Source organism: Streptomyces sp. NBC_01298 (genome assembly GCF_035978755.1).
GTDB lineage: Bacteria > Actinomycetota > Actinomycetes > Streptomycetales > Streptomycetaceae > Streptomyces.
The window spans coordinates 7,097,193-7,123,834 of sequence record NZ_CP108414.1 but is presented as its reverse complement, the minus strand read 5'-3'; the positions used below and the strand labels follow the sequence as shown (position 1 = coordinate 7,123,834).

Below are 26,642 nucleotides of genomic sequence, written 5' to 3'. Positions count from 1 at the left end.
CCCGTACCGCCGCGACGTACGCAGAGGGGCCCCGCCGTGGCGGGGCCCCTCTGCGTACGTCGCGGCGGTACGGGTCAGTCGCGCGGGGCCGGGACGGCGGCCTCGGCGGACTCCGCCGCCTGGTCGAGGCGGAAGGCCTCGTTGCCCAGGCCGATGCGGGCGTGCGCCGCGGGGCGGCGGGAGCGCAGGAAGAGGCCGTACGCCAGGCCCACCAGGGCGGCGGCGGCGATGATGCCGGGCAGGGCCCAGTTCAGCGCGGAGCCCTCCGCGGCGCCGACCAGGACGCGGAAGTCCTTGACCGTGTAGACGGCGATGGCGAGCAGGGCGAGGCCGGCGAGGCCCGCCGCGCCGAGCCGCCAGACCTGGGCGCCGGCGGTGCCGCGGCGGACGAAGAAGGCGATGACCGCGAAGGAGGCGGTGGCCATGAGGAGGGTGATGCCGAGGGCGCCGACGTTGCCCATCCAGGTGAACAGGTGCAGGACGGGCACGGTCGGGTCCCCGGCCTGTGTGTCGTCGGTGAACGCGAAGGCCAGCACGACCACGACGGAGATCACGGTCTGCAGGAGCGAGCCGGTGGCGGGGGCGCCGGTGCCCGCGTTGGTGCGGCCGAAGGCGGCCGGGAGCAGGCCCTCGCGGCCCATGGCGAAGGCGTAGCGGGCGACGACGTTGTGGAAGCTGAGCATCGCCGCGAACATGCCGGTCACGAAGAGGACGTGCAGGACGTCCGTGAAGGTGGTGCCCAGGCGGCTCTCGGCGAGCTGGAAGAGCAGGCCGGGGCCGGCCTCGGCGGAGGCCTTGACCACCTCGCCGGGGCCGGTGGCGACGGACAGGGCCCAGGCGCTGAGGGCGAAGAAGAGCGCGACGAAGCCGACGGCGAGGAACATCACCCGGGAGACGACGATGTGCGGCTTGCTGGTCTCCTCCGCGTACACCGGGGACTGCTCGAAGCCGACGAAGGCGGCGATGCAGAAGCACAGGGCGGTGCCGAGGCCCGCGCCGGTGAGGGTCTCGGGGTTGAAGGCGTGCAGGGAGAGGCCTTCGGGGCCGGGCTTGCCGATGGCGGCGACGTCGAAGACGACGACGAGGAGGACCTCGATGAGCAGGAGGACGCCGAGGACCTTGGCGTTGAGGTCGATCTTGAGCCAGCCGAGGGCGCCGGTGAGGACGACGGCGGCCAGGGCCGGTATCCACCAGGCGAGTTCGGTGTCGAGGTAGGTGGCGAAGAGGCCGGAGATCTCGAAGCCGAGGATGCCGTAGACGCCGACCTGCATGGCGCTGTAGGCGATGAGGGCGACGAATGAGGCACCGGCGCCCGCGGTGGGGCCGAGGCCGCGCGCGATGTAGGCGTAGAAGGCGCCGGCGTTGTGGACGTGCCGGCTCATCTCGGCGTAGCCGACGCTGAAGAGGGCGAGGACGGCGCCGAGGATCACGAACAGCAGGGGCTGTCCGACGATGCCCATGACCCCGAAGGTCGTGGGCATGACGCCCGCGACGACCATCAGGGGCGCACTCGCGGCGAGCACGGAGAGCAGCAGGCCCGCGGTGCCGAGGCGGTCGGCGCGCAGGGCGCGGTCCTGGCCCTTGTACGTACGGATCTCGGCCTGGCCGGCCGGGTCGGTGAGCGTGGTGGATCTGCCCGTCGGCATGGCGGGTGTCCTTTCGGGGCGGGGACTGAGCGGCACTTGCTGAGCGGTACTGGCGGAGCGGGGTGTGCTGAGCGGTACTGACGAGCGGGACCTGCTGAGCCGGACGTGCGCGGTGCCGACCGGGCCGGGGTGGGTCAGGCGGTGCCGAGCGCGGCGCTGCGTGCGGCGAGGAAGGCCTTGTGCGGGTCGCGGTCCGGGTAGGACCACGGGGCCTGGGTGGCGTGGCTGCCGATGCGCTGGAAGAGGGCGGCCGCCTCCGCGGGGCGGCCCTCGCAGAGCTTGGCGTGGGCGAGGAAGTTGAGGTCCACCCGGTTGCGGGGGTGGTCCTCGCGCTCCCACTCCAGCCACCAGTCGAAGGCGGAGCGCAGCACCTGGCGGGCGCGGCGCCCGGACCAGTGCTCGGCTCCGGCGTCCGGGCCGTGGCCCTGCCCGGCGGCGAGGACGCGGTAGCGCTCGGCGTGGGCGATGACGGGGAGGACGGCGAGCGGGGAGTCGGCCGGGGACTCCTCGGCGGCCCAGGCGGCGAAGTCGTAGACCTCGTGGAGCGGGTCGCGGCCGGCGGCCGGGGCCCGCTCGGCCAGCCGGGAGACCATCAGGTGGTGGGCGTGGTGGTGTTCGCGGTGGCGGGCCCTGACCTGGTCGAAATGGCGGCTGAACTCCTCTTCGGTGCCGAAGGCGCGGGTGAGGAGCAGCAGGCCGAGCCAGGGGGTGGGGTCGGCCGGGAACAGGGCCGCGGCGCGGCGGCAGGCCTCCTCGGCGGCCTCGGGGGTGCCCTTGCGGCGCAGGGCGCCGAAGACGGACGCACAGGCGAGGAGGGTGACGGCGTCGGCGCTCTCCGGTTCGGCGAGGAGCCACTCGCGCGCCCACGCGGTCGCGGCCGGGGTTTCGGCGAGGACCACGAGGCGGTGCCCTCGACGGTCCCAGTCGTCTCCCGTGGCGACGAGGAGGGAGCGGGCCTTGGCCCAGCGGCCCTGCGTGAACTGGGCGCGGACGTCGACGAGTTCCAGGTCGCAGAGGGCGGGGTCGAAGAGCTGGGCGTCCCGCTTGCGGGCGCGGCCGAGGGGCGGCGGAGGGGGCGACATCCGCGGGTTTCCCTCCAGGACGCGGGCGGTTGGACGGTGTGGCCGGAAGATCACGCACAGCAAAGCGGTACGCACAGCTCCGAGTCAAGGTCCAGTCCACTGCGTGGCTCGTTTCAACTGGTCTTTCGCACGGATGAGTTGATGGGGTTGTTCCGGTTCGCGGCGGGTTGTCGCCAGGCCGGGGGCGCCCTCGGGCCGGATCGCGCGCAGGGTCGTAGGCTGACCGCCATGACGGCCTACGAGGATCTCCCGCCCATCGAGTTCGCCTTCCCGGGTCCGCTGCGGGACGCGCTGGTGGCGGCCGTGCTGAGCGGCGCCAAGACCACGACCACGGCCGTCCTGGCCGATTACGAGGCGGCGGGGGACCCGCTGCCCGTGGCGGGCGAGCGGATGGTGATCGTGGACTCCGCCGGGCGTCCGGTGGGTGTCCTGGAGGTGACGGACGTACGGGTCCTGCGGCTGGCGGACGTGGACCTGCGGCACGCGCTGGACGAGGGCGAGGGATTCGCGTCAGTGGCCGAATGGCGCTCCGGGCACGAGGATTTCTGGCACGGTCCGCAGATGCGGGAGGCCCTCGGCGACCCGCACTTCACGGTCGACGACGACACCCCGGTCGTGGCGGAGCGGTTCCGCCTGGTGACCCGGCTGCCCTGAGCGCGGGCCCGCTGCCCCTGGGCGCGGGCCGCTGCCCGGGCGCGGGGCGGGTACGACGACGGCAGGGCCCGGACCGCGCGTCGCGGTCCGGGCCCTGGCCGGTGCTGCGCCGCCCGGCGGCGGCGGTGCTTCAGCTCTGTGCGGTGGCGTCGCCCGCCTGGGCGTCGCTCTGGGCGTCGCCCTCGGCCGCGCCCGCCTTCTCGCGCATCTTGCGCAGCAGCTCAGCCTTCCGGTCGGCCGCGCCGCTGCGGTCGAGGTTGCGGTGCGGGCCGTTGTTCTGGCGTTCGGCGCGGGACTGACGCTTGCGCTGGCCGCCGCCCTGGCCCACGGGGTTGTTGATGTTCTTGCTGACGGTCATGACAAAGACGGTACCCCGTCCCGTCGGCCCCGCGGACCACCCCTTGTGCCGCCCCGGCAGCGGCCGCGCCGGCAGCGGCCGGAGGGGGGCGGGCCCGGCGCCGGTCAGGAGACGGCCGCGGCCGCCGCGCGGCCGGCCGCGCGGCCCGAGAAGATGCAGCCGCCGAGGAAGGTGCCCTCCAGGGCCCGGTAGCCGTGGACGCCGCCGCCGCCGAAGCCCGCCGCCTCGCCCGCCGCGTAGAGGCCGGGGAGGGGTTCTCCCGCGGCGGTCAGGACGCGGGAGGAGAGGTCGGTCTCCAGACCGCCCAGGGACTTGCGGGTCAGGATCGAGAGCCGGACGGCGATCAGCGGGCCCGCCGCCGGGTCCAGGATCCGGTGCGGGGCGGCGGTGCGGATCAGTTTGTCGCCGAGGTACTTGCGGGCGCCGTGGATCGCCGTGACCTGGAGGTCCTTGGTGAAGGGGTTGGCGATCTCCCGGTCGCGGGCGACGATCTCGCGGCGGACGGTCTCCTCGTCGAGCAGTCCGTCCTTGGTGATCGCGTTCATGCCGCGCACCAGCGCGGAGAGGTCCTTCTCGACGACGAAGTCGGCGCCGTTGTCCATGAAGGCTCGCACCGGCCCGGGGACCGCCTGGCGGGCCCGCTCGATGACCCCGCGGACCGACTTGCCCGTCAGGTCCGGGTTCTGCTCGGAGCCGGAGAGCCCGAATTCCTTGCCGATGATGCGCTGGTTGAGGACGAACCAGGTGTGGTCGTGGCCGGTCTTCATGATGTGGTCGAGCGTGCCGAGGGTGTCGAAGCCCGGGAAGAGCGGTACGGGCAGCCGCTTGCCGGTGGCGTCCAGCCAGAGCGAGGACGGGCCGGGCAGGATGCGGATGCCGTGCTTGGACCAGATCGGGTTCCAGTTCTCGATGCCCTCGGTGTAGTGCCACATCCGGTCCTTGTTGATGTGGCTGGCGCCCGCCTCCTCCGCGATGCCGAGCATCAGGCCGTCCACGTGGGCCGGGACCCCGGAGAGCAGCCGCGCGGGCGGCGTGCCGAGGCGGGCCGGCCACTGGGCCCGTACGAGGTCGTGGTTGCCGCCGATGCCGCCGCTGGTCACGATCACGGCCTGGGCGCGCAGGGAGAACTCCCCGGTGGCCTCGCGGCCGCTCGCGGTGCCGCGGACGGCGTCGGAGGGGGCCAGGACCTGGCCGGTCACCGTGTCGAGGGTGCCCGCGGTACGGGAGAGCCCGGTGACCCGGTGGCGGAACTTCAGCTGGACCAGCCCGCGGGCCACCCCGGCCCGTACGCGCCGTGCGAAGGGCTCCACGAGGCCGGGACCGGTGCCCCAGGTGATGTGGAAGCGGGGTACGGAGTTGCCGTGGCCGTTCGCGTCGTAGCCGCCGCGCTCCGCCCAGCCGACGATGGGGAAGAAGCGGACGCCCTGGGCGTGCAGCCAGGGGCGCTTCTCGCCGGCCGCGAAGTCCACGTAGGCCTCGGCCCAGCGGCGCGGCCAGGCGTCCTCCTCGCGGTCGAAGCCGGCGGTGCCGGCCCAGTCCTGGAGGGCCAGCTCGCGGGTGTCCTTGATCCGCATGCGGCGCTGTTCCGGCGAGTCGACGAAGAACAGGCCGCCGAAGGACCAGTGGGCCTGGCCGCCCATGGACCGCTCCGGCTCCTGGTCGAGCAGGATGACCTTGCGGCCGGCGTCGACGAGCTCGGCGGTGGCCACGAGGCCCGCGAGCCCGGCCCCGATCACGATCACGTCTGCGTCGTACGTCATGTGGAACCCGTCCTCCGTCGGTGGTGGGGCGATCCTTTGCTACGGAGCGGTAACCAGTCAATGGGAGCGGAGGATCACGGCATGAGCGCGGCCGACGAGGTACTGGACGTGGTGGACCGGGAGGACCGGGTGACGGGGCGCGCCCCGCGGGGCGAGGTGTACGCGCGGGGGCTGATCCACCGCTGCGTTTTCGTCCTGGCCCGGGACGGGGAGGGACGGATCTTCACGCACCGGCGGACGGATTCGAAGCTGGTCTTCCCCTCGCACTACGACATGTTCGTGGGCGGGGTGGTCGGCGCGGGCGAGAGCTACGCGCAGGCGGCCCTGCGGGAGGCGGAGGAGGAGCTGGGGGTGACGGGGCTGGAGCGGCCCGAGCCGCTCTTCACATTCCTCTACGAGGGGCCCGGCGGGGCCTGGTGGAGCTACGTGCACGAGGTCCGCTGCGAGCTGCCGGTCCGGCCGCAGGCCTCGGAGGTGGCCTGGCACGCGTGGCTCCCGGAGGAGGAGGTGGCGCGGCGGGTCGCGGACGGCTCGTGGCCGTGGGTGCCGGACGGGCTGGAGGCGTACCGGAGGCTGCTGGAGTTCCGCGGATCGGCTCCGGGCGCCGGGCGGGCGGGGCGCCAGTAGATTGGGCGGGTGATCGACTTCGTCAAGGACGTGCGGCTGTGGTTCGCGCCGGCTCGGGTGAGGGACGAGGGCGAGACCCCCGACTACCGCTTCTCCCTGGCCAACGAGCGGACCTTCCTGGCCTGGATCAGGACCGCCCTGGCCCTGATCGGCGGCGGGTTCGCCGTGGACCAGTTCCTGCCCGACCTGCGGTGGGCGGTGCGCGTGGCGATGGCCTTCGCGCTGCTCGCGGTGGGCGCGGCCTGTTCGCTGCGCGCGGTGAACCACTGGGTGCGGTGCGAGCGGGCCATGCGGCGCGGCGAGGACCTGCCGATGTCCCGGTTCCCGGTGGTGCTGAGCCTGGGGGTGGGGCTGGTCGCGGTGGCGATGGTGGTGGTCGTCCTCCTGGGCTGGACGAAAGGGCGGTGAAGGGCCGGTGAAGGGGTGATGAGCGCCTCGGCCGACGCCGCCGACCGCGAGGGCCCCGGCGGCCGTGACGCAGGCCTGCAGCCCGAGCGGACCCGGCTCGCGTGGCGGCGTACGACCCTGTCCTGCGCGGTGGTGGCCGTACTGGCGCTGCGCCAGGCCCTGCACGGGTCCGGCTCCCTGGTGGCCGTCACCGGGGTGGCGGTGATCGCGCTGCTCTGGCTGGCCTTCATGGGGGTGGCGCACCGGCGGGTGCGGGAGCTGGCGGCGGCGCGGCCGGCCGGTCTGTCGGTGGGCGCCGCGCTGGCGGCGACGGCGTGCACGGTGGGCCTGGCGGTGTTCGCGATGGCGCTCATCGTGTAAGGCCCCGGGGCCCGGCTCCCGGGGCCGCGGTCCCGCGCTCCGCGGTCCCGCGCTCCGCGGTCCCGCGCTCCGCGGTCGTCCGGCTCCCGGCCGCCGGCCGTGGGACCGGCCCCTCCCGCCATATGCCCCCAATGGCGGACACATCGGTGGATTCGGGGCGCGTCTCCACTATCCTCGGCCGTCATGACGACCATGCACCAGGAACACCCCACGCACGAGCACTCCCACGGCGCCGACTGCGGTCACACCCCGGTCCAGCACGGCGACCACGTCGACTACGCGCACGACGGCCATCTGCACCGCGAGCACTCCGGCCACTGGGACGAGTGCGAGCCCGCCGGCCACGCCGAGCACGCCGCGCACGCGCACGGCCCGGACTGCGGGCACGAGTCCGTCCAGCACGGCGACCACGTCGACTACCTGCACGACGGGCACCGGCACGCCCAGCACGACGGCCACGTCGACGAGCACTGACCCGGCCGCCCCCCACTGACGGGCGCCGGCGACCACCGGCGCTCCCGAGCCCTCCCCCCGCGGCCCGGTGACTGGCAGGATGCCGGAAGCCCGTCACCGTGACCCGGGGAGAGACCGGATGCCCGCCGAAGAGCCGTACCTCGTCCAGCCCGCGCCCGGGGTCCACGCCTACGTGCAGCCGGACGGCGGCTGGTGCCTGAACAACGCGGGCTTCGTGACCGGCGGCGGCCGGACGCTGCTCGTGGACACGGCGGCCACCGAGCGGCGGGCGCTGGCCCTGCGCGCGGCGGTACTGGCCGCCGGGGCGCCGCTCCCCCGCACGGTGGTCAACACCCACCACCACGGCGACCACACCTACGGGAACGGCGTGTTCGCCCCGGAGGCACTGGTCCTGGCGCACGAGAACGCGCGCTCGGAGCAGCTCGCCGCCGGGCGCCAGCTGGAACTGATCTGGCCGGCGACCGACTTCGGCGCGCTGGACATCACCGCGCCCGATCTGACGTACACCGACCGGATGACGCTGCACGTCGGGGAGACCGAGGTACGGGTCCTCCACCCGGGCGTGGCGCACACCACGGGCGACTCCATCGTGTGGCTGCCCGGGCAGCGGATCGTCTTCACCGGCGACCTGGTCTTCGCGGAGGGCACGCCGTTCCTGGCGATGGGCTCGCTGGCCGGTTCGCTGCGGGCGCTGGAGCTGCTGCGCTCGCTCGACGCGGAGACGGTCGTACCGGGACACGGCCCGCTGACGGACCCCGGCGCGTACGAGGCCACCGAGCGCTACCTGCGGTACGTGGCCGAGCTGGCCCGGGAGGGGCGCGCGAAGGGGCTGACCCCGCTGGAGGCGGCCCGGCAGGCCGATCTCGGCGAGTTCGCCGCCTGGCGGGAGAGCGAGCGGCTGGTGGCCAACCTGCACCGGGCGTACGCGGAGCTGGCCGGGGAGCCCGAGGGGGTACCGCTGGACATCCTGGCGGTGCTGCGGGACATGACCGTGATGAACGGCGGGACGCCGATCCTCTGCCACGCCTGAACGGGCGGAGCGACCGAAGACGCGCACTTCGCCGCCTCCACCCACTGGACGGCATACCGACTGGTCGGCATGATGGTGCGCGTCCGTTCCGTCGTCGTCAACTCCACGGAGGCGCGCACCATGACCTCAGCTCCCTCCCCTGACCCTTCCGGCGCCCCTCCCGGCCCGCGGGGGCTCGATCTGGAGCGGCTGCGCGGCCATCTCGACCGGGCGCTGCCGGGCCTGGCGGCCGGGCCGCTGACCGGCCGGCTGATCGAGGGCGGCCGCTCGAACCTCACGTACGAGGTGGGCGACGGGAGCTCCCGGTGGGTGGTGCGCAGGCCGCCGCTGGGGCACGTACTGGCCACCGCGCACGACATGCGGCGCGAGCACCGGGTCATCGCGGCGCTGCACGGCACCGCGGTGCCGGTGCCCGAGCCGCTGCTGCTGTGCGAGGACGAGGCCGTGCTGGGGGCGCCGTTCTACGTGATGGAGTACGTGGACGGGGTGCCGTTCCGCACGGCCGGGCAGCTCGCCGCGCTGGGCCCCGAGCGGACCCGGCGCGCGGTGCTGGGCCTGGTGGACACCCTGGTCGACCTGCACGCGGTGGACCCGGAGGCGGTGGGTCTGGGCGACTTCGGGCGGCCCGAGGGGTTCCTGGACCGGCAGCTGCGCCGCTGGGGCAAGCAGCTCGCGGCCTCCCGGGGGCGGGAGCTCGCCGGGATCGACGAGCTGCACGGCGCCCTCGGGCGGACCCTGCCCGAGTCGCCCGCGCCCACGGTGGTGCACGGGGACTTCCGCCTGGACAACGTGCTCATCGGCGACCCCGGCGACGGCACGGACCGGATCCGGGCGGTGCTGGACTGGGAGATGTCCACGCTCGGCGATCCGCTGACGGACCTCGGGCTGCTGGTGATGTACAGCTCCGACCTGGGGCTGACCGACTCCCCGGTCAGCACGACCAGCGGGGCCCCCGGCCATCCGGCGCCCGCCGAGCTGATCGAGCGGTACGCGGCCCGTTCGGGCCGGGACGCCTCGCAGGTCGCCTGGTACACGGCCTTCGCCTGGTTCAAGCTCGCGGTGATCCTCGAAGGCATCCACTACCGCTTCACGCTCGGGCAGACCGTCGGCGCGGGCTTCGACCGGATCGGCGAGCTGGTCCCGGTCTTCATCGAGCACGGCCTGACCACCCTTCAGGAAGGTTGAGGAACCCCCGATGGACTTCGCATTCGACGCCCGCACCGAGGAACTCCGCGGACGGCTCCTCACGTTCATGGAGGAGTACGTCTACCCGGCGGAACCCGTCGCCGCCGAGCAGCGCGCGCGGCTGGCCTCGCCCTGGGACACCCCGGCCGTGTTCGGTGAACTGAAGGCCGAGGCGCGCCGTCAGGGGCTCTGGAACCTCTTCTTCGTAAACCAGCACAGCTTGCCGGACCGTGAGTACGGCGCCGGGCTGACCAACCTCCAGTACGCCCCGCTCGCCGAGATCACCGGCCGCAGCCCGCACCTGGCGCCGACGGCGACGAACTGCGCGGCTCCGGACACCGGGAACATGGAGCTGCTCGCGCAGTTCGGGAACGAGGAGCAGAAGAAGCAGTGGCTGGAGCCGCTGCTGGCCGGGGAGATCCGGTCCGCGTTCGCGATGACCGAGCCGGAGGTGGCCTCCTCGGACGCCACGAACATCGAGACCCGCATCGAGCGTTCGGCGAGCGGTGACGAGTACGTGATCACGGGTCGCAAGTGGTTCATCTCCGGAGCCATGAACCCGGACTGCAAGATCTTCATCGTCATGGGCAAGACCGACCCGGGGGGCGCCGACCCGCGCCGCCAGCAGTCCATGATCCTGGTTCCCCGGGACGCTCCGGGAGTCGAGATCCGGCGCGCGATGACGGTGTACGGGTACGAGGACCACGACCACGGCGGTCATGCCGAGGTCGTCTTCGACGGAGCCCGGGTGCCGGCGGCGAACCTGATCGGCGAGGAGGGCGGCGGCTTCGCCATCGCCCAGGCCCGCCTCGGGCCGGGGCGGATCCACCACTGCATGCGGCTCATCGGCATGGCGGAGCGGGCCATCGAGCTGATGTGCCGGCGCGCGGTGGGCCGTACCGCCTTCGGCAAGGAGCTGGCCGCGCAGGGCGTCGTACAGAACTGGATCGCGGACGCCCGGGTCACCGTGGAGCAGCTGCGGCTGCTGGTGCTGAAGACTGCCTGGCTGATGGACACGGCCGGCAACCGGGGCGCGCACACCGAGATCCAGGCCATCAAGATCGCGACCCCGCGGGCGGTGGTGCGGATCCTGGACGACGCGGTGCAGCTGCACGGTGCCGGCGGGGTGAGCCAGGACTTCCCGCTGGCCGAGCTGTGGGCGGCGGCGCGGACGCTGCGGCTGGCGGACGGGCCGGACGAGGTGCACCAGCGCTCGCTGGCGCACCGGGAGCTCAAGCGGTACCGATAGCCTTCCGCGGGCTGCGGCGGGACGCTTCGGCGGGCGGGGCCGGGGACTTCGGCGGGCGGGGTGGAGGACTTCGGTCCCCCGGGACCGGACCTTTAATGGTCCAGACCACTAGGGAAGTCCGATATATTCGGTATTTCCCCCCAGTGAAAGTGCCCTCTGCCATGCCCAGCTCCACCCTGGCCCCCGCCGCCGCGCCGCACGCCACGGCCTCCCCCGTCACCGCGCCGCAGGTCATGGCGAATCCCGGACCGCTCGGCCTGGCGGCGTTCGCCCTCACCACCTTCGTGCTCAGCCTCTTCAACTCGGGGCTGATCTCGAACGCCGCGCTCAGCGCCGTCGTGCTGCCGCTGGCGCTGTTCTACGGCGGCCTCGCGCAGTTCGTGGCGGGCATCCTGGAGTTCCGCCGCGGCAACACCTTCGGGACCACGGCGTTCGTCTCGTACGGCGCGTTCTGGATGTCCTTCGCCGGCTACGTGAAGTTCGTCGTCCCCACGCTGCCGGCCGACCAGGCGCACGTGGCGACCGGCTGGTTCCTCGTGGGCTGGTTCATCTTCACCGCGTACATGTCGATCGCCGCCATGAAGCTGGACGTCGCGCACCGCGTGCTGTTCGTCTCGCTGGCGCTGACCTTCCTGTTCCTCGCCCTCGGCGACCTGGCGCAGAGCACGGCGCTGGGCCACACCGGCGGCTTCCTCGGCCTCTTCACCGCGGGCGTGGCCTGGTACATCTCCTTCGCCGTGGTCGCCAAGGAGACCTGGGGCCGCGAGGTCGCACCGCTCGGCTAGGACCGCTCCGCGGCCACGGGCGCGGCCACCGGCACGGTGGTGCCCGAAGCCGCCTCGATGACCTCGTCCAGCACCTCACGGGACCGGATCAGATCGGCGATCAGCCGGTCGATCCGGTCCCGTTCCGTTGCCAGCTCGGCGACGAGCGCGGGCGTGGCCCGTACGTCCGGCCCGCCGTCCGCGTCGCGCATGCAGGGCAGGATCCGCCCGATCTTCGCGCTGTGCAGTCCGGCCGCGTAGAGCTCCTGGATCCGGATGACCCGGTCCACCGCCCGCTCCGCGTAGTCGCGGTGGCCGCCGGGCGTCCGGTCGGAGACCAGCAGTCCCCGGGTCTCGTAGTACCGCAGCGAGCGCTCGCTGACCCCGGTGCGCGCCGCCAGTTCACCGATCCGCATGCCGTGCCCCCGCCTTCTCCGGAGGCGCCTCCGGACTTGAACCTGACATCAATGTCACGTTTTAGGTTACGGGCATGACGCACACGCAGCAGGACCTTCCGCCCGTTTCCCGCCTCTTCGAGCCCGCCGCCCTTGGCGGGCTCGAACTCCCCAACCGCCTGGTGATGGCGCCCCTGACCCGCAACCGGGCCGGCGCCGACGGGGTCCCCGGGGAGCTGATGGCCGTCCACTACGCCCAGCGCGCCACGGCCGGCCTGATCATCGCCGAGGGCACCGCCCCGAGCGCCGTGGGGCAGGCCTATCCGAACATCCCCGGCATCCACACCCCGGAGCAGATCGCCGGCTGGCGCCGGGTCACCGACGCGGTGCGGGCGGGGGCCGACGGCCGGGGCGGCGGCGCGGCGATGTTCCTCCAGCTCGAACACGGCGGCCGGGTCGGGCACCCCGACACCAGCGGTCACGTACCGCTCGCGCCGTCCGCCGTACGGCTCCCCGAGCAGTTGCGGACCCCCGGCGGGCTGCGGGACGCCCCCGTTCCGCGCGCGATGACGGACGGGGGCGTCCGGTCCGCCGTCGCCGACTTCCGCGCCGCGGCCCGCAATGCCGTGGAGGCCGGGTTCGCGGGGGTGGAGGTGCACGCCGCCAACGGGTTCCTGCCCCACCAGTTCCTGGCGCGGGGCACCAACCTGCGGACCGACGGGTGGGGCGGCCCGGTGGAGAACCGGATCCGGTTCACCGTCGAGGTGGTCCGGGCCGTCGCCGGGGCCATCGGCCGGGAGCGGGTCGGTGTGCGCGTCTCGCCCGGGGTCGGCGTCAACGGCATCGAGGAGGGTGACACCGAGGCGATCTACCCGGCGCTGCTGGCGGCCCTGGCGGAGATCGGCCCGGTCTATCTCCACGTCCTCTACGCCCACGGGCAGCCGCGCGGGATCAAGGAGCACCGCACGGCCTGGCGGGGCACCCTGATCGCCAACCAGCAGCTCTCCCGGGAGGAGTTCGCGGCCGACGGCGGCAAGGGCGTCGCCGAACGGCTCCTGGCCGAGGGCGCCGACCTGGTCTCGCTGGGCCGGGGCTTCCTCGCCAACCCCGACTTCGTGGAGCGGCTGCGCACGGACGCCCCGCTCAACGAGATCCGCTCCGAGTTCCTGATGCACGTACAGGGGCCGGAGGGGTACAACGACTACCCCGCTCTCCCTCCCGCGCACGCTACGGGCGCAGCGCCCGCATCAGCAGGTCCGCGAGGTGATCGGCGACCTGCTGCGGCGTGAGCGGGCCGTCCTCGCGGTACCAGGTCGACAGGTGGTGGACGGAGCCGAAGTGGTAGTCCACCACCAGGTCGGCCGGGGTGGCGTCGGAGAAGACCCCGGCGGCCTGCCCCTCCTCGACCAGGGCGCGGAAGCGCTCGTGGTAGCGCCGGCGCTCCGACCGGACCTGCTTGAACTTCTCCGGGCTCAGCTGGTGCATGGAGCGGAAGAAGATCGCCGCGTCGTCCAGGTTCTCGATCGTGGTGACCACCACGTCGGCGGCCGCGGCACGCAGCCGCTCCTCCACCGGGGCGTCGGAACCGGCCACCACGTCGAGCCGCTGCTGCTGGAGCCGCAGCATGCGCGCGTACACCTCGTGCAGCAGGTCGTCCTTGGATCCGAAGTAGTGGTAGAGCGCGCCCTTGGTGACCCCGGCCGCCTCGACGATCTCCTGGACAGAGGTGCGGTCGTAGCCGCGTTCGGCGAACAGCCTGGTCGCGACGGCGAGGAGCCGGAGCGGTACCGGGGCCTCGTGCGCCCCGACGTTCTCCGTCGTGGTCTTGGCGGCCATGGCTGTCGCCTCCCTTTCGTGGTGCTCGCGTGTGGGGCGCGGCGCGGACGCGGTCCGGCCGTTTTCAGCCGTGGTCGCGCATGCGTAGTTCCCGTCGCAGGATCTTGCCACTGGTCGTCTTCGGAAGGACAGGCAGGATCTCCACCCGGCGCGGGTATTTGTACGCGGCGAGGCGCTCGGCGCAGTACGCGGACAGCTCGGCCGGGTCCGCCTCCGTCCCCGGGCGCAGGCTGACGTAGGCCTTCACGCTCTCCCCGCGGTAGGGGTCCGGGATGCCGACGACGGCCGCTTCGCGCACGGCGGGGTGGGTGTAGAGCACGTCCTCCACCTCGCGCGGCCAGACCTTGAAACCCGAGGCGTTGATCATGTCCTTCTTGCGGTCGACCACGTAGAGCCAGCCCCGCGGGTCCATGAACCCGACGTCTCCGGTGCGCAGTTCGCCGTCCGGGAAGGCCTTGGCCGTGTCGGCGGGCAGGCCCCAGTAGCCGGGGACGACCTGGGGTCCGCGGACGGCTATCTCACCGGTCTCGCCGAAGGGGACCTCGGCGCCGCTCTCGTCGAGGATCCGTACGAGGGTGTCGGCGCCGGGCACGCCCACGGAGAGGGTGCCCGAGGCGGGGTCCACGGGGGCTTCGAGGTGGACGGGTACGGAGGCGCAGGGGGCGGTGCACTCGGTGAGGCCGTAGCCGTTGCGCAGGTAGAAGCCGTAGGCGGCGCGGAGGCGTTCGACCAGGGCGGGCGGCAGCGGGGCGCCGCCCGAGGAGAGCACCCGGAACGAGGCGAAGTGGTCCGGGGTGGCCCCGGGGTGCGCGGCGAGCGCCATGAAGGCGGTGGCCGGGCCCACGGTGTAGGCGGGGCGGTGTTCGAGGAAGGCGTCGAGGACGGCTCCGGCGTCGAAGCGGTGGGCGAGGACCAGGGTGCCGGCGTTGGTGAAGCAGGCGGCGAGTTCACACACCATGCCGGTGATGTGGAAGAGCGGGGCGAGGGCGAAGTAGGAGGCGCCTTCGGGGAGGGGGTGGCCGGTCACCTGGCGGACGGCGTTGTGGGTGAGGGCGCCGTGCGGGTTCATGGCGCCCTTGGGGGTGCCGCTGGTGCCGGAGGTGTAGCTGATCAGGGCGGTGTCCGCGGCCGTGAGGTCCGGGTCGGGCGGGGCGGGGCGGCCCCGGCGGGCCACGGTGTGCAGGTCGGCGGCGTCGTCCGGCTGCTCCGGGCGGCCCGGCGCGAGGACCCGTACGTCGTCGCGGGTCTGGAAGTCCAGGTCGCAGGCGGTCAGGACGGTGCGCACGGCGGTCTCGCGCGCGGCCCCGCGCAGGTACGCGGACCAGGCGCGGGCCTCGCAGACCAGGGCGGTGGCCCCGGAGTCGCGCAGGATGTGGCCGACCTCGCCGGACTTGTACATGGGGTTGAGCGGGACCACGACCGCCCCGGCCTTCCAGGCGGCCAGGACGGCGAGCACGAAGTGCGGGGTGTTCTGCAGCATGACCGCGACCCGGTCCCCGCGGCGGATGCCGTGGGCGGCGAGGTGGCCGGCGAGGGAGTCGGAGAGGGCGTCGGTCTCGGCGTAGGTGAGGCGGCCGTCGAAGTAGGCGAGGGCGGTGTGGCCGGGGGCGCGGGCGACGGCGGCCCGGAAGGCGTGCAGCACGCTGGGCGGGGGCGCGATCGGGGCCCGCTGGACCGGGCTGAGCAGGCCGAGCCAGGGCTTGGCGGCGTAGCGGGAGGGCCGGGCGGGGGCGGACGGGTCCGGTGGGAGGGCCGGGGGCGTGGTGTCCGCCGGGGGCGTGGTACCTGCCGGGGGCGTGGTACCTGCCGGGGGCGTGGTGCCTGCCGGGGGCGTGGTGTCCGCGGTCACCGGGTCTCCCACTTGCGCTGGAGGTGGTTCATGCCGCTCAGCCAGCGGTCCGGGTCGGTGGCCCGGGACACGTGGAAGTCCGCGACCTCGGGGTGCGGGAGGATCAAGAACCGGCCCTTCTCCATGCCGTCGAACAGGGCGTCCGCGACCGCTTCCGGTGTGATCGCGGTCGGCGCGAGGACCAGCTCGCCCGCCGATCCGGCCGCGGTGAGCATGTCGGTCCGGACCCCCTGCGGGCAGATGGCGTGGACCTGGAGCCCGCGGTGGCGGTAGGTCAGCGAGAGCCATTCCGCGAAGGCGAGCGCGCCGTGCTTGGTGACACTGTACGGGGCCGCTCCGATCATGGTCAGCAGACCGGCGGCCGAGACGGTGGACACGAAGCGGCCGCTCCCGCGCTCCAGCCAGTCGGGCAGCAGCAGCCGGGCGGCGCGCACGTGGGCCATGACGTTGGTGTCCCAGGCCGCCTCCCAGACGGCCTCGTCGGCGAAGGCGTCGCCGCCGGAGGCGAGGCCCGCGTTGGCGCAGTAGACGTCCACGGTGCCGCCGAGCGCCTCGCGCGCCCGCGCGGCCACGGCGGAGGCGTCGCCGGGCACCGCGACGGCGCGGGCGCCGATCGCCTCCGCGACCGAGGCGGCCTTGGCGGGGTCGAGGTCGTTGACCGCGACGGTCGCCCCCTCGGCGGCGAAGCGGTGGGCGAGGGCGGCGCCGATGCCGCCGCCCGCGCCGGTGACGACGACTCGCTGGTCCTGGAACGCGTTCACCTCATCCCTCCCAGGATGCCCCGGGCTTCAGCCCGGGGAGGCATGGGTTCCGCCATCGTGGGCGCGGAGGACCGGAGTTCTCTTCGCATCTGTGGTGACCTGCGCTTTCTGGCGTTGTCAGTGGGCTCGGTTAGGTTGACCGCATGGCGACATCTCAGGAGACGGAAGAAACCGGGCATGCCCGGTTCACCTACCGGCTTCGCGTTTCGTCGACCGCGCTCGCCAAGCTGTTGGGTGAGTGGGACCGGTGCCGGTGGGTCTGGAACGAATGCGCCGCTCGGTCGAAGAAGGCCCAGGCCGAGGACGAGAAGTGTGGTCCGGCCCGGCTGGACAAGATGCTGGCCGAAGCCCGCAGCCGCAACACCTGGTTGGGCGACGGCAGCAGCGTTCCGCAACAGCAGCTGGTACGCGACTTCGGGAAGTCCCGCGCCAAAGCCTTGAAGGACATCAAGGCCCGGCTGCCGATGCGGCAGCGGGCGGGAATGCCCAAGTACAAGAAGAAGGCCAAGGCCGCCCCGACACTCAACTACACCCGGCGCGGCTTCCGGATCAAGGACGGCCGCCTGCACCTCGCGGGCGGCCTCATCCTGACCGTGGTCTGGTCCCGCGAACTCCCGGCGGACCCGTCCTCCGTGCGGATCTACCGCGACGGCCTCGGCCACTGGTACGCCTCCTTCGTCGTCCCCGCCGAAGCCCAGCCGCTTCCTGAGACGGGTGCGGTGATCGGGATCGACTGGGGCTTGAAAGAGACCGCGACCACCACCAGCGACGCCCACGATCTCCCGCACGCCGAGCACGGGAAGAAGGCCGCCGCCGGGCTCGCGCATTATCAGCGGATGATGGCCCGACGGAAACCCGTGAAGGGCAAGCCTGGTTCGAGGGGCTACCGGGCGGCGAGGAAGCTGATGGCGAAGCTGCACAAGAAGGTGGCCCGACAACGCCAGGACACCGGCCGCAAGTGGGCCAAGACCGTCGTCCGTGACCACGATGCCCTCGCGGTGGAGGACTTCCGGCCGCGCTTCCTCGCCAAATCCACCATGGCCCGCAAGGCCGCCGACGCCGCGATCTCCGCGACCAAGCGTGAGCTGATCGCCATGGCCCGCAAGCACAGGCGCATCGTGCACCTTGTCCACCCCGCGCACACCACTATGGATTGCGCACAGTGCGGAGCGAGAACCAAGCACGCACTACCTCTCTCAGAACGTACCTACACCTGCACCGCGTGCGGAGCCGTGTCCCCCAGGGACAAGAACTCCGCACACGTGATGCTGGTCCGGGCTGGTCTCAACCCGGCTGGTGCCGATCGTGTAAGAGCTGACGGACCGCAGGTCCACAGCCAACGTGAGCCAGGAATCCCCGCCCTTTAAGGCGGGGAGGATTCAAGGGTCCGCCCTTCGTGTCTGGTGGTGCCTTGGCGTCTGCACGGCGTGCTGACGCCTACCGGATCACGGGCAGACTAACCAGTCGGTATGTCCGGGCGGAAGGGTGCGGAGCCCTACTTTGGCGCGATGACGCTGTCGCGACGCGGGTTGCTGGGTCTGGCCGGAGCGGCGGGCGCCGCGGGCGCCCTGGGGGCGGGAGCCCCGGGAACGCAGGTGCCGGACGCGCAGGTGCCGGGAACGCAGGTGCCGGGCGCGCCCGGCGGCCGGGTGCGGACCGGGTTCGAGGGGCTCGCCGCGGACGGGTACGCCGTACTGGCCGGGCAGCGGGTCGGGGTGGTCACCAACCCGACGGGGATCACCGCGGACGCCCGCCATCTGGTCGACGCCCTGCACGCGGACGCCGCCGACGGACACTTCGACCTGGTCGCGGTGTTCGGCCCCGAGCACGGCTTCCGGGGCACGGCCCAGGCGGGCGGTTCGGAGGGGGCCGGGCGGGATCCGGCGACCGGGCTGCCCGTATACGACACGTACGACAAGAGCGGGCAGCGGCTCGCGGACGTCTTCACGGCGGCCGGAGTCGACACGGTCGTCTTCGACATCCAGGACGTCGGCGCCCGCTTCTACACCTACATCTGGACCCTCTACGACTGCATGCGCGCGGCCGCCCTCGCCGGCAAGGCGGTGGTGGTGCTGGACCGCCCCAACCCGGTCGGCGCCCGGCGGGCGGCCGGGCCCGTCCTGCAGCGCCCGTACGCGAGCTTCGTGGGCCGGGAGCCGATCGCGCTGGCGCACGGGATGACGGCGGGCGAGCTGGCCGGGCTCTTCGCGGGCGAGTTCCTGCGGGGAGCCGGCGCCGCCCCGCGGCTGGAGGTGGTGCGGATGGCCGGCTGGCGGCGGGAGTCCTTCTTCGAGGAGACGGGGCTGCCCTGGGTACCGCCGAGCCCGAACATGCCGACACCGGGCACGGCCCTCGCGTACGCCGGGACCTGTCTGTTCGAGGGGACGAACCTGTCGGAGGGGCGCGGTACCACCACCCCCTTCGAGCTGGTCGGCGCGGAGGGCGTGGACCGGCGGTGGGCCGAGGCGGCGAACGCGCTGGAGCTGCCCGGGGTCTGGTTCCGGGAGGCCTATTTCACGCCTTCCTTCTCCAAGTACGCCGGGAAGACCTGCGGCGGCGTCCGGCTGCTCGTCCACGACCGGGAGGCCTTCGATCCGGTAAGGGCCGGGATCGGGCTGCTCGTCACCGCGCGGCGGGTGTGGAGCGGCTTCGCGTGGCGTTCCGACCAGTGGATCGACCGGCTGACGGGCTCGGACCGGGTCCGGCGGATGGTGGACGCGGGGGCGGGCGTGGAGGAGGTCGCGGGCGACTGGGCGGCCGGGCTGGCGCGGTTCGCGGCGGTGCGGGAGGAGTACCTGCTGTATCCGTGAACCGGCTGGTGCGCGGGGGCTGGCCGGGCGGCCTGTTCCGCAGGATGCTGCGGAACAGGGACACGGCGTGGAGGGGGACGTCATGGTGCACATCGGCGGGGTGGTGCCCGCGGCGGCTACGGGGACGGCGGCGGGGATCGGGGCCCGGCCGTACGTGGAGCTGACCTTCGACGCGCAGGGCGACGCGGGCCCGGGCGCGCGGGAGGCGATCTTCGGGATCGAGGCCACGGACCTGCTGGTCTTCGCCCACGGATGGAACTCCGACCGGTCCACCGCGATCCGGCTCTTCGACCGGTTCTACGCCCCCTTCGCGGATCTGGTGGGGACCGGGGTGCGGCTGGGGTACGTGGGGGTGGTGTGGCCCTCGATCCGGTTCTCGGACGAGCCGATACCCGACTTCGACGCCCGTGGAGCCGTGGGCGGCGCCGGGGACGGGGACGGGGCCCCGGGTGCGGGGATCGCCGGTGAGCCGGGCCACGGTACGGCCCTGGATCCGGTGACCCGGCGGGCCCTCGGCGCGTTCTGGCCCGGCCGGGCGGCGGAGCTGGACCGGATCGCCGAGCTGCTGGAGGAGCGGCCCACGCACGACGGCGGCTTCACCGAGTTCGGCGCGCTCGTACGGGAGCTGGCCGGCGTGGACGGAGTGGGCACGGGCGACGATCTCGCGGCGGCCTTCGCCCCGCGCGAGGTTCCGGACTTCCTCAGTGGGGACGTCCTGCGGGTGTGCCGGGAGTTCACCGAGGCCCTGGCCGAGGCGGGCGCCACGCTCCCCGGGGACTCCGGGGACTCCCCCGACTCCTCGGCCGGCGGGGCGCGGACGCTGTGGAACGGTGCCAAGGAGGTGCTGCGCCAGGCCACGTACTACCAGATGAAGGCCCGGGCCGGGGTGGTCGGCGAGCACGGCCTCGGGCCGCTGCTGGCGGAGCTGGCCGGCCGCCGCCCGGCCCTGCGGGTGCACCTCATCGGCCACAGCTTCGGCGGCCGGGTGGTCTCCTTCGCGCTGCGCGGGCTGCCGTCCGGGGCGCGGAACGTGAAGTCCCTGACCGTCCTCCAAGGGGCCTTCTCCCACTACGCGTTCGCCGACAGCCTGCCGCACGACCGGGGACGCGGGGGCGCCCTGCGCGGACTGCAGGACAGGATCGACGGGCCGCTCACGGCCTGCCACTCCCCCTACGACTCCTCCCTCAAGGTGTTCTATCCGCTGGCCTCCCGGATGGCCGGCGATTCGGCCGGTCTGCTCGGTTTCGACGAGCGGTGGGGCGCGATCGGGCACGACGGGGTGCGCGGGGTGCCGGGAACCCCCCGGCTGACCCTGGACGCGGCGCTGCGGGGCGGCCTGCCCGCGACGGGCTGCGTGAGCGTGGACGCGGGCTCAGTGGTCCGGCGCGGCGGGGCCCCCTCGGGGGCGCACAGCGACATCTGCCACGAGGAGCTGGCCCGGCTGGTGGTGGCCGCGGGGCGCATGGGGCGCTGAGTTCCGGCCATGTGCCACCCGTACGCCTCGACCGCCCCCGCATGCGCCCGCACCAGGCCGGGCATGTTGGGCACACGGCGCCGGTCCTGTGGGGAACACAGCGCGGCGGGCACGGCGCCCGGTGCTGGGCGCTCGGCGGAGGTGAAGGTGTGATGGCGGGATTCCGGAGTCTGGCCCATCAGGTGCGGGACACGCGCAACGACAGGGCCCTGCGGCGCCATTCGCTGCGCCGCTGCCTGGAGCGGTTCGCCCCGTACGGACACCGCGCGACGTGGTGGCACCTGTGCGACCGGCACGGGATCGGCCCCGAGGACCGGGCCGCGGACCCCTCGCGGCTGGTGGCCGCGCTGGAGGAGCTGGAGGAGGCGCGGGCGGTCTGGCTGGCGTACGAACGGCAGTTCGCGGCGCGCCGGCGGCGCGAGAAGCACGACGGGCTGCGGCGGCCCGAGTGGGCCTGGAGCGGCAGCGGGGACGCGGTGGTGCGGTGCGCCGATCCGGGCGTACGGCCGCAGGGGGCGCTGGGAGAGGTGTTGAGACGGCTGGTGGAGGCGCTGGAATCGGAGCCGGGGACGGGCTGTCCGGTGTGCGGGGCGCGGGAGTTGCACTGGCCGGTGCGGGTGCCTCCGGCGGTGGCAGCGAAGGCCGCGGCACGGGCGTCGGGTCCTGCCACGGCCGGCGGTGGCGGCGGGCCGGCCGGCCCGGCCGGCACCGGATGGGCGTGGGACGGGCCGGTGTGCGCGGGCTGCGGAATCGTGGTGCCCAGACCGGCGCTCGCGCAAACGGCGCTGCGGGGGGCCGATCTGGCGGGGGCGGCGTGAGCCGGGTGGGAGGCGGGGCGGGAGTGGGAGGCGGAGCCGCGGTGGGAGCGGTGCCGACGCTGGTGGTGTCGCTGAACGGGTCCCGGGGCGCCGCCGACGGGGCGGCCGTCCCCATGAGCCCCGAGGATCTGGTGGAGGCCGCGCTGGCGGCGGTGGCCGCCGGAGCCGGGGAGGTGCTGGTCCACGCACGCACCCCGTGCGGGCGCGAGAGCCTCTCGCCCCGGGTGGTCGGACCGCTGCTGGTGGCCCTGCGCGAGGCGGGGCTCGGAGGCGGGCCCCGGATGCCGGGCGGTACCGGGCCCGGCGGCGGGCCGGCGGCCTCAGCGGCCGTGGGCACGGCCGTGGGCACGGCCATGGGGGCGGCCGCGAGCGTGCCCGTGAGTGTGGCCGTGAGCGTGGCCGTGAGCGTGGGGTCCGAGCCGGATCAGGCCGGGCGGCTGGCGCGGGTGCGGAGCTGGACGGTGCTGCCCGACCGGGCGGTGGTGCGGTTCGCGGAGCCGGGAGCCCGGGAACTCGCCGAGGCGCTGCTGGAGCGCGGGGTGGCGGTGGACGCGGAGGTCCCGGTGGGCGGGGATCCCGGCCCGCCCGCGCGGTTCCTCGGCTGGCCGGTACGGGATCCCGCGCGGGTCCGGCTCGTCGCCGAGCTGGGCTCCGCCGGCCCGGGTCCGGTCGCCGAGCTGCTGCGCCGGCTGCCGCCGGTGCCGGTGCTGCTGTTCGGGCGGGAGGCGGCGGCCTGGCCCGCGGTGCGGCTGGCCGCGCGGTACGGCACCGGGGCGCGGATCGGCGTAGGAGACGTGCTGCACCTGCCGGACGGGCGGATGGCGCGGTCGAACGCCGAGCTGGTCGCGGCGGCGGCCCGCGCCAGGGAGGTCACAACAGCCGGGAACCGGTGAGGCGTTCACCGAAGACGTCGTCCGGGTTGGAGAGCGCGCAGTTCTCCAGCGACAGGCATCCGCAGCCGATGCAGTCGGTCAAATGGTCGCGCAGGCGGCTGAGTTGGGCTATGCGGTGATCGAGCTCGGCGCGCCAGCTCTCGGAAAGACGGGCCCAGTCCTCGCGGTTGGGGGTGCGGCCTTCGGGGAGCTGGGCGAGTGCGTCGCGGATGCTGGCGAGCGGGATGCCGACGCGCTGGGCGGCCCGCACGAACGCCACGCGGCGCAGCGCGTCACGGGTGTAGCGGCGCTGGTTTCCGGAGGTGCGGCTGCTACTGATCAGGCCCTTGGCCTCGTAGAAGTGCAGGGCGGAGACGGCCGCGCCGCTGCGGGCGGACAGCTGGCCGACGGTGAGTTCGTGGACCTTCTCGGGAATCTGCGGCACACCGCCGAGGGTAATCGGCCGGGCCGGGATTCGGGGCCGGGGTTCGGGGCCGGGGGCGGCACCGACAGTCGCTGACAGTCGTTGACAGATCCATGACGGCCCCAGCATGCTGAGCAAGCGCTTATTCGCCAGGGAGAGGTACGGGTATGTCCGAGCCGAGGATCTTCACGTCCGCCGAGGAGCTCACCGCCGGGATCGGCGCACCGCTCGGCCCGAGCGACTGGCTGGAGGTGGACCAGAAGCGGATCGACCTCTTCGCGGACGCCACCGGGGACCACCAGTGGATCCACGTGGACCCGGAGCGGGCGGCGTCCGGACCCTTCGGTTCCACGATCGCGCACGGCTACCTCACGCTGTCGCTGCTGCCGAGCCTGGTGCCGCAGATCATGCGGGTCGAGGGCATGCGGATGGGCATCAACTACGGGGTCGACAAGGTGCGTTTCCCCGCGCCGGTGCCGGTGGGTTCGCGGCTCCGGGCGACCGCGCTGATCACCGAGGTCGTGGAGGCGGGCGGCGGCGTCCAGGTGTCGGCCACCGTGACCGTCGAGCGCGAGGGAGGCGAGAAGCCCGTGTGCGTGGCGCAGTCGGTGTCGCGCTACTACTTCTGACCCGCTCGCGGTCCGCCCGCGCCCACCATGCGGAGCACGAGACCGGCGTAGAGCGCGCCGACCTCGTCGGGCGTGCGACTGCCGTCCGCGCTGAACCAGCGGGCGACGTCGATGCAGAGCGACAGCACGGCGAGGGTGGTGCCGGGGACGTCGGGGACGAAGAACTCCCCGGTCTCGACGCCGTCGGCGAGGATGCGGCGGATCGCCGCGTCGCTCCGCCGGCGCAGGGCCACGATCTCGGAGCGGTGCTCCGGAGCGAGAGCATCGAGCTCGTACTGGACCACGCGCGCGGTGGTGTGATGGGCCGCGTGCCACCGCACAAAGGACCGTACGGCCGCGTCGAGCCGCTCGGCGGCGCTGCCGGGCCCGGAGGCCGCGGCGTCCAGGATCTCCAGGGCCTTGTCGTGGCCGATCCGGCTGATCCGGTGGAGCAGCTCTTCCTTGGTCTTGTAGTGGATGTAGAGCGCGGCCGGGCTCATGCCGGCCCGCCCCGCGATGTCCCGCGTGGTGGTGGCGTGGTACCCGCGCTCCGCGAAGGCCTCCACGGCGGCGACGAGCAGCCGCCGCGCGGCGTCGGGGGTGACCTCCGACCACGGCCGGTAGCCGCCGATCTCCTCCACGCTGTCCATCGCTCGCCCACCCTCTTCGGCCCGTAGGAATGAACAACACCTTACCGGAGGGTGAGCAAGCGCTTAGCGATCCTGCGGAGCAGGCTGCTTCGGAGGGGCGAAGGGGTCGTAGCTCGTCATGATCTTCTCCATCCGGGCCTGGTCGACCCGGCTGACGATCTGGGTGACCTCCTGGCGGTCGCGGATCACCTTGGCGAGGGTGAAGGCCGAGGTGGTGAGGTAGAGGACCGCGATGCCCAGGAAGGCGCGGACCCAGCCGTCGGCCTCCATGTTGTAGATCCCCAGGGAGACCGCGCCGATGGCGACGCCGAAGGAGGCGACGGCCTGGCCGTAGTAGGCCCCGGTGTTCTGCTGCTTGACCTGTGTCTCGTTCATGGGTCCAGCTTCGTGCGGGCCGGGCGCCGGCACATCCGCGCGCGTACTCACGTACGTACTCAGAGACGTCGGGGCCTCAGAAATGTCGGGGCCTCAAAATCGTCGGGGCCTCAGAAACGTCAGGGCCTCAGAAAGCCGAAACCCCGGTGCGGGCACGGCCGATGAGGAGCTTCTGGATCTGGCTGGTGCCCTCGTACAGGGTCATCACGCGGGCGTCGCGCAGCAGCTTGCCGGCCGGGTACTCGTCGATGTAGCCGTAACCGCCGTGCACCTGGAGGGCGTTGCTCGCGGCGCGGACGGCGGCCTCGGAAGCGAAGAGCTTGGCGGTGGAGGACTCGGTGGCGAAGGGCCGTCCCCGGTCGATCAGATCGGCGACCCGCCAGGTCAGCAGCCGGGCCGCGTCCACGTCGACGGAGATGTCGGCGATCAGCTCCTGGACCAGCTGGTGGTGCGCGATCGGCTTGCCGAACTGCTCGCGCTGGGCCGCGTAGGAGACGGCCGCGTCCAGTGCGGCCTGGGCGATGCCGACACAGCCCGCGGCGACGGACATCCGGCCCTTCGCGAGGGCCGACATGGCGACGGAGAAGCCCTTCCCCTCGGGGCCGAGCATCGCGGAGGCGGGCACGCGCACGCCGTCGAGCACGAGCTCGGCGGTGGCCTGGCCGCGCAGGCCCAGCTTGCCGTGGATCTCGCGGCGGGTCAGGCCGGGGGCGTCGGCGGGCACGAGGAACGCGGAGATCCCGCGGTGACCGGGGTCCTCGTTCGTGCGGGCGAAGAGGAGGACCACGTCGGCCCAGGTGCCGTTGGTGATGAACATCTTGCTGCCGCTGATCACGTAGGCGTCGCCCTCGCGCCGGGCGCGGGTGGTGAGGGCGGCGGCGTCGGAGCCGGTGCCGGGCTCGGTGAGCCCGAAGCAGCCGAGGGCTTCGCCGGAGCACAGGCGCGGCAGCCAGTCGCGCTTCTGCTCCTCGCTCCCCCAGGCGGCGACGGTCTTGGCGACCAGCCCCAGGGAGACGGAGACGATGCCGCGCACGGCGGAGTCCCCGCGGCCGAGTTCTTCCGTGACCAGGACGTAGGAGAGGTGGTCCCCTCCGGAGCCGCCGTACTCCTCGGGGACGGTCAGGCCGAGGAAGCCGACGGAGCCGAGCTTCTTCACGATGGCCCGGTCCACGCTCTCGGCGCGGTCCCACTCGGCCGCGTACGGGGCGATCTCTCGCTCGGTGAACGCGCGGGCGAGATCACGGACCGCGGACTGCTCCTCGCTGAGCTCCAGGTTCACCGGGCACCTCCGGGTGGGGACGAAACGGGACGGGAAGGAAGGGGATCGGCCGTTAATTACCAGCGCTAGTTTAATTGCGGCAGGCCTTACTATGTGGCGCATGGCCAGACCGCGCAAGCCCCTCCTCAGCAGATCGCTCATCGTCGAGGCGGCGGGCGTCCTGGTGGACGGCGAGGGGCTGGAGGCCGTCTCGACGCGGCGGCTGGCGGCGGCGCTGGGCGTCAGCGGGCCGTCGCTGTACAACCACTTCCGCACGAAGGACGAGATCCTGGACGCGGTCGCGGACGCGGTGAGCGCACGGGTAGACCTGTCGATGTTCGAGGCCGGGGACGGCCGGGAATGGCAGGTCGCGCTGCGCGACTGGGCGCACTCGTACCGGGCCGCCCTGTCCGACCATCCGAACATCGTTCCGGTGCTGGCGCGCGGACCGGGCCGCAGGCCGGCCGGACTGCGGGTGGCGGACGCTGTCTTCGGGGCGATGACCGCGGCCGGCTGGCCGCCGGCGCAGGCGACCCGGATCGGCGCCCTGATGCGGTACTTCATCCTCGGCTCGGCGGTGGGTTCCTTCGCCCGGGGTTTCGTGGACGACGAGACGGCATACGACCCGTCGGATTATCCGCACCTGGGCCAGGCCCACCTGCTGGCGGAGCGCCAGCGGGAGGTGGACGAGGGCGCCTTCGAAACGGGCCTCGCGGCGCTGCTGGACGGCCTGGCCCTCCAGTACGCGGCGCTGCGGGAGACCACCGCCTGACGGGATCCCGAAGCTGACGGGACGGCGACCTGACGGAGGCCGCCCGGCGGAGACCGCCCGGTGGGAGGCCCGCGGTCGGCGGGCCTCCCGGACGGACGGGTCGGACGGCCGGGTCGGCCCGACGGGTCGGCCGGGTCGGCCCG

The 26,642-nt window shown here is 73.5% G+C and carries 29 protein-coding genes; 17 read left to right on the top strand and 12 right to left on the bottom strand.

The window, feature by feature from the left end:
* Positions 1-74: 74 nt before the first annotated feature.
* Positions 75-1,646 (bottom strand): APC family permease, encoded by a 1,572-nt coding sequence (locus OG730_RS32360; protein ID WP_327307548.1) that lies wholly within the window; start codon positions 1,644-1,646, stop codon positions 75-77.
* A gap of 134 nt (positions 1,647-1,780) precedes the next feature.
* Complete coding sequence (locus OG730_RS32355) at positions 1,781-2,728, bottom strand: hypothetical protein (RefSeq protein ID WP_327307547.1); 948 nt, start codon at positions 2,726-2,728, stop codon at positions 1,781-1,783.
* A 228-nt stretch (positions 2,729-2,956) separates the two neighbouring features.
* On the opposite strand from OG730_RS32355, the gene OG730_RS32350 reads away from it, so the two are divergent.
* The gene (locus tag OG730_RS32350; protein WP_327307546.1) at positions 2,957-3,382 is read left to right on the top strand and encodes an ASCH domain-containing protein; all 426 of its coding nucleotides are present in this window, start codon (positions 2,957-2,959) and stop codon (positions 3,380-3,382) included.
* Between the two features lie 130 nt (positions 3,383-3,512).
* Here OG730_RS32350 and OG730_RS32345 read toward each other — a convergent pair whose 3' ends face one another.
* Both OG730_RS32345 and OG730_RS32340 read right to left on the bottom strand, forming a co-directional pair.
* Positions 3,513-3,740 carry a DUF6243 family protein gene (locus tag OG730_RS32345; protein ID WP_327307545.1) on the bottom strand — a complete coding sequence of 76 codons (228 nt, stop codon included), beginning with the start codon at positions 3,738-3,740 and terminating at the stop codon, positions 3,513-3,515.
* A 104-nt stretch (positions 3,741-3,844) separates the two neighbouring features.
* The gene (locus tag OG730_RS32340) at positions 3,845-5,500 is read right to left on the bottom strand and encodes an FAD-binding dehydrogenase (protein ID WP_327307544.1); all 1,656 of its coding nucleotides are present in this window, start codon (positions 5,498-5,500) and stop codon (positions 3,845-3,847) included.
* A gap of 81 nt (positions 5,501-5,581) precedes the next feature.
* On the opposite strand from OG730_RS32340, the gene OG730_RS32335 reads away from it, so the two are divergent.
* From OG730_RS32335 to OG730_RS32300, 8 genes are all read left to right on the top strand, one after another.
* Positions 5,582-6,127, top strand: coding sequence for an NUDIX hydrolase (locus OG730_RS32335; RefSeq protein WP_327307543.1), 546 nt, complete (start codon positions 5,582-5,584; stop codon positions 6,125-6,127).
* Positions 6,128-6,136: 9 nt separating this feature from the next.
* Positions 6,137-6,535 carry a YidH family protein gene (locus OG730_RS32330; RefSeq protein ID WP_266959025.1) on the top strand — a complete coding sequence of 133 codons (399 nt, stop codon included), beginning with the start codon at positions 6,137-6,139 and terminating at the stop codon, positions 6,533-6,535.
* A gap of 18 nt (positions 6,536-6,553) precedes the next feature.
* The gene (locus tag OG730_RS32325) at positions 6,554-6,895 is read left to right on the top strand and encodes a DUF202 domain-containing protein (RefSeq protein WP_327307542.1); all 342 of its coding nucleotides are present in this window, start codon (positions 6,554-6,556) and stop codon (positions 6,893-6,895) included.
* 183 nt (positions 6,896-7,078) lie between these two features.
* Complete coding sequence (locus tag OG730_RS32320; RefSeq protein ID WP_327307541.1) at positions 7,079-7,369, top strand: hypothetical protein; 291 nt, start codon at positions 7,079-7,081, stop codon at positions 7,367-7,369.
* A 118-nt stretch (positions 7,370-7,487) separates the two neighbouring features.
* Positions 7,488-8,399: an MBL fold metallo-hydrolase gene (locus OG730_RS32315; protein WP_327307540.1), complete on the top strand. Its 912-nt coding sequence runs from the start codon at positions 7,488-7,490 to the stop codon at positions 8,397-8,399.
* A gap of 120 nt (positions 8,400-8,519) precedes the next feature.
* Entirely contained in the window at positions 8,520-9,584 is a 1,065-nt protein-coding gene (locus OG730_RS32310) for a phosphotransferase family protein (protein ID WP_327309519.1), read from the top strand.
* A 10-nt stretch (positions 9,585-9,594) separates the two neighbouring features.
* Positions 9,595-10,833 carry an acyl-CoA dehydrogenase family protein gene (locus tag OG730_RS32305; protein WP_327307539.1) on the top strand — a complete coding sequence of 413 codons (1,239 nt, stop codon included), beginning with the start codon at positions 9,595-9,597 and terminating at the stop codon, positions 10,831-10,833.
* Between the two features lie 161 nt (positions 10,834-10,994).
* Positions 10,995-11,618, top strand: coding sequence for an acetate uptake transporter (locus OG730_RS32300; protein ID WP_327307538.1), 624 nt, complete (start codon positions 10,995-10,997; stop codon positions 11,616-11,618).
* Here OG730_RS32300 and OG730_RS32295 read toward each other — a convergent pair.
* Entirely contained in the window at positions 11,615-12,013 is a 399-nt protein-coding gene (locus OG730_RS32295) for a MerR family transcriptional regulator (RefSeq protein WP_327307537.1), read from the bottom strand. The two genes, OG730_RS32300 and OG730_RS32295, sit on opposite strands and share 4 nt — an antisense overlap.
* Before the next feature lie 74 nt (positions 12,014-12,087).
* Here OG730_RS32295 and OG730_RS32290 point away from each other — a divergent pair, with 74 nt between their 5' ends.
* Complete coding sequence (locus OG730_RS32290; protein ID WP_327307536.1) at positions 12,088-13,281, top strand: alkene reductase; 1,194 nt, start codon at positions 12,088-12,090, stop codon at positions 13,279-13,281.
* On the opposite strand, the gene OG730_RS32285 is transcribed toward OG730_RS32290, so the two are convergent.
* The 3 genes from OG730_RS32285 to OG730_RS32275 form a co-directional block, all read right to left on the bottom strand.
* A complete protein-coding gene (locus OG730_RS32285; protein WP_327307535.1) occupies positions 13,220-13,828 on the bottom strand; it encodes a TetR/AcrR family transcriptional regulator in 609 nt (202 codons plus the stop codon). The two genes, OG730_RS32290 and OG730_RS32285, sit on opposite strands and share 62 nt — an antisense overlap.
* A 64-nt stretch (positions 13,829-13,892) precedes the next feature.
* Positions 13,893-15,515, bottom strand: a complete 1,623-nt coding sequence (locus tag OG730_RS32280) for a class I adenylate-forming enzyme family protein (RefSeq protein ID WP_327309518.1) — start codon at positions 15,513-15,515, stop codon at positions 13,893-13,895.
* Between the two features lie 158 nt (positions 15,516-15,673).
* Positions 15,674-16,438 carry an SDR family oxidoreductase gene (locus OG730_RS32275; RefSeq protein ID WP_327307534.1) on the bottom strand — a complete coding sequence of 255 codons (765 nt, stop codon included), beginning with the start codon at positions 16,436-16,438 and terminating at the stop codon, positions 15,674-15,676.
* 143 nt (positions 16,439-16,581) lie between these two features.
* Here OG730_RS32275 and OG730_RS32270 point away from each other — a divergent pair, with 143 nt between their 5' ends.
* From OG730_RS32270 to OG730_RS32250, 5 genes are all read left to right on the top strand, one after another.
* On the top strand, positions 16,582-17,805 hold the full coding sequence (locus OG730_RS32270) for an RNA-guided endonuclease InsQ/TnpB family protein (protein WP_327307533.1): 1,224 nt from the start codon (positions 16,582-16,584) through the stop codon (positions 17,803-17,805).
* 141 nt (positions 17,806-17,946) lie between these two features.
* Positions 17,947-19,248 (top strand): exo-beta-N-acetylmuramidase NamZ family protein, encoded by a 1,302-nt coding sequence (locus OG730_RS32265; protein ID WP_327307532.1) that lies wholly within the window; start codon positions 17,947-17,949, stop codon positions 19,246-19,248.
* A 67-nt stretch (positions 19,249-19,315) separates the two neighbouring features.
* Positions 19,316-20,722: a serine-threonine protein kinase gene (locus OG730_RS32260; RefSeq protein WP_327307531.1), complete on the top strand. Its 1,407-nt coding sequence runs from the start codon at positions 19,316-19,318 to the stop codon at positions 20,720-20,722.
* Between the two features lie 152 nt (positions 20,723-20,874).
* Positions 20,875-21,540: a hypothetical protein gene (locus tag OG730_RS32255; protein WP_327307530.1), complete on the top strand. Its 666-nt coding sequence runs from the start codon at positions 20,875-20,877 to the stop codon at positions 21,538-21,540.
* A 41-nt stretch (positions 21,541-21,581) separates the two neighbouring features.
* Positions 21,582-22,433, top strand: coding sequence for a 3-keto-5-aminohexanoate cleavage protein (locus OG730_RS32250; RefSeq protein ID WP_327307529.1), 852 nt, complete (start codon positions 21,582-21,584; stop codon positions 22,431-22,433).
* Here OG730_RS32250 and soxR read toward each other — a convergent pair.
* Entirely contained in the window at positions 22,411-22,857 is a 447-nt protein-coding gene (gene soxR, locus OG730_RS32245) for a redox-sensitive transcriptional activator SoxR (RefSeq protein ID WP_327307528.1), read from the bottom strand. The two genes, OG730_RS32250 and soxR, sit on opposite strands and share 23 nt — an antisense overlap.
* 146 nt (positions 22,858-23,003) lie before the next feature.
* Here soxR and OG730_RS32240 point away from each other — a divergent pair, with 146 nt between their 5' ends.
* Positions 23,004-23,465, top strand: a complete 462-nt coding sequence (locus OG730_RS32240) for a MaoC family dehydratase (protein ID WP_327307527.1) — start codon at positions 23,004-23,006, stop codon at positions 23,463-23,465.
* Here the strand turns inward: OG730_RS32240 and OG730_RS32235 are convergent.
* From OG730_RS32235 to OG730_RS32225, 3 genes are all read right to left on the bottom strand, one after another.
* Positions 23,456-24,094: a TetR/AcrR family transcriptional regulator gene (locus OG730_RS32235; RefSeq protein ID WP_327307526.1), complete on the bottom strand. Its 639-nt coding sequence runs from the start codon at positions 24,092-24,094 to the stop codon at positions 23,456-23,458. The genes OG730_RS32240 and OG730_RS32235 overlap by 10 nt on opposite strands.
* A 63-nt stretch (positions 24,095-24,157) precedes the next feature.
* On the bottom strand, positions 24,158-24,469 hold the full coding sequence (locus OG730_RS32230) for a YiaA/YiaB family inner membrane protein (RefSeq protein ID WP_327307525.1): 312 nt from the start codon (positions 24,467-24,469) through the stop codon (positions 24,158-24,160).
* 127 nt (positions 24,470-24,596) lie between these two features.
* On the bottom strand, positions 24,597-25,748 hold the full coding sequence (locus tag OG730_RS32225; RefSeq protein ID WP_327307524.1) for an acyl-CoA dehydrogenase family protein: 1,152 nt from the start codon (positions 25,746-25,748) through the stop codon (positions 24,597-24,599).
* A 100-nt stretch (positions 25,749-25,848) separates the two neighbouring features.
* Between OG730_RS32225 and OG730_RS32220 the strand changes: the two genes are divergently transcribed.
* Positions 25,849-26,499: a TetR/AcrR family transcriptional regulator gene (locus OG730_RS32220; RefSeq protein ID WP_327307523.1), complete on the top strand. Its 651-nt coding sequence runs from the start codon at positions 25,849-25,851 to the stop codon at positions 26,497-26,499.
* Positions 26,500-26,642 lie beyond the last annotated feature (143 nt).

What these genes read in the sequence shown, in the direction of transcription:
- OG730_RS32360 (WP_327307548.1), bottom strand. Translation starts at nt 1,646, where the DNA reads ATGCCGACGGGCAGATCCACCACGCTCACCGACCCGGCCGGCCAGGCC.
- OG730_RS32355 (WP_327307547.1), bottom strand. Translation starts at nt 2,728, where the DNA reads ATGTCGCCCCCTCCGCCGCCCCTCGGCCGCGCCCGCAAGCGGGACGCC.
- OG730_RS32350 (WP_327307546.1), top strand. Translation starts at nt 2,957, where the DNA reads ATGACGGCCTACGAGGATCTCCCGCCCATCGAGTTCGCCTTCCCGGGT.
- OG730_RS32345 (WP_327307545.1), bottom strand. Translation starts at nt 3,740, where the DNA reads ATGACCGTCAGCAAGAACATCAACAACCCCGTGGGCCAGGGCGGCGGC.
- OG730_RS32340 (WP_327307544.1), bottom strand. Translation starts at nt 5,500, where the DNA reads ATGACGTACGACGCAGACGTGATCGTGATCGGGGCCGGGCTCGCGGGC.
- OG730_RS32335 (WP_327307543.1), top strand. Translation starts at nt 5,582, where the DNA reads ATGAGCGCGGCCGACGAGGTACTGGACGTGGTGGACCGGGAGGACCGG.
- OG730_RS32325 (WP_327307542.1), top strand. Translation starts at nt 6,554, where the DNA reads ATGAGCGCCTCGGCCGACGCCGCCGACCGCGAGGGCCCCGGCGGCCGT.
- OG730_RS32320 (WP_327307541.1), top strand. Translation starts at nt 7,079, where the DNA reads ATGACGACCATGCACCAGGAACACCCCACGCACGAGCACTCCCACGGC.
- OG730_RS32315 (WP_327307540.1), top strand. Translation starts at nt 7,488, where the DNA reads ATGCCCGCCGAAGAGCCGTACCTCGTCCAGCCCGCGCCCGGGGTCCAC.
- OG730_RS32310 (WP_327309519.1), top strand. Translation starts at nt 8,520, where the DNA reads ATGACCTCAGCTCCCTCCCCTGACCCTTCCGGCGCCCCTCCCGGCCCG.
- OG730_RS32305 (WP_327307539.1), top strand. Translation starts at nt 9,595, where the DNA reads ATGGACTTCGCATTCGACGCCCGCACCGAGGAACTCCGCGGACGGCTC.
- OG730_RS32300 (WP_327307538.1), top strand. Translation starts at nt 10,995, where the DNA reads ATGCCCAGCTCCACCCTGGCCCCCGCCGCCGCGCCGCACGCCACGGCC.
- OG730_RS32295 (WP_327307537.1), bottom strand. Translation starts at nt 12,013, where the DNA reads ATGCGGATCGGTGAACTGGCGGCGCGCACCGGGGTCAGCGAGCGCTCG.
- OG730_RS32290 (WP_327307536.1), top strand. Translation starts at nt 12,088, where the DNA reads ATGACGCACACGCAGCAGGACCTTCCGCCCGTTTCCCGCCTCTTCGAG.
- OG730_RS32285 (WP_327307535.1), bottom strand. Translation starts at nt 13,828, where the DNA reads ATGGCCGCCAAGACCACGACGGAGAACGTCGGGGCGCACGAGGCCCCG.
- OG730_RS32270 (WP_327307533.1), top strand. Translation starts at nt 16,582, where the DNA reads ATGGCGACATCTCAGGAGACGGAAGAAACCGGGCATGCCCGGTTCACC.
- OG730_RS32265 (WP_327307532.1), top strand. Translation starts at nt 17,947, where the DNA reads ATGACGCTGTCGCGACGCGGGTTGCTGGGTCTGGCCGGAGCGGCGGGC.
- OG730_RS32255 (WP_327307530.1), top strand. Translation starts at nt 20,875, where the DNA reads ATGGCGGGATTCCGGAGTCTGGCCCATCAGGTGCGGGACACGCGCAAC.
- OG730_RS32240 (WP_327307527.1), top strand. Translation starts at nt 23,004, where the DNA reads ATGTCCGAGCCGAGGATCTTCACGTCCGCCGAGGAGCTCACCGCCGGG.
- OG730_RS32235 (WP_327307526.1), bottom strand. Translation starts at nt 24,094, where the DNA reads ATGGACAGCGTGGAGGAGATCGGCGGCTACCGGCCGTGGTCGGAGGTC.
- OG730_RS32230 (WP_327307525.1), bottom strand. Translation starts at nt 24,469, where the DNA reads ATGAACGAGACACAGGTCAAGCAGCAGAACACCGGGGCCTACTACGGC.
- OG730_RS32220 (WP_327307523.1), top strand. Translation starts at nt 25,849, where the DNA reads ATGGCCAGACCGCGCAAGCCCCTCCTCAGCAGATCGCTCATCGTCGAG.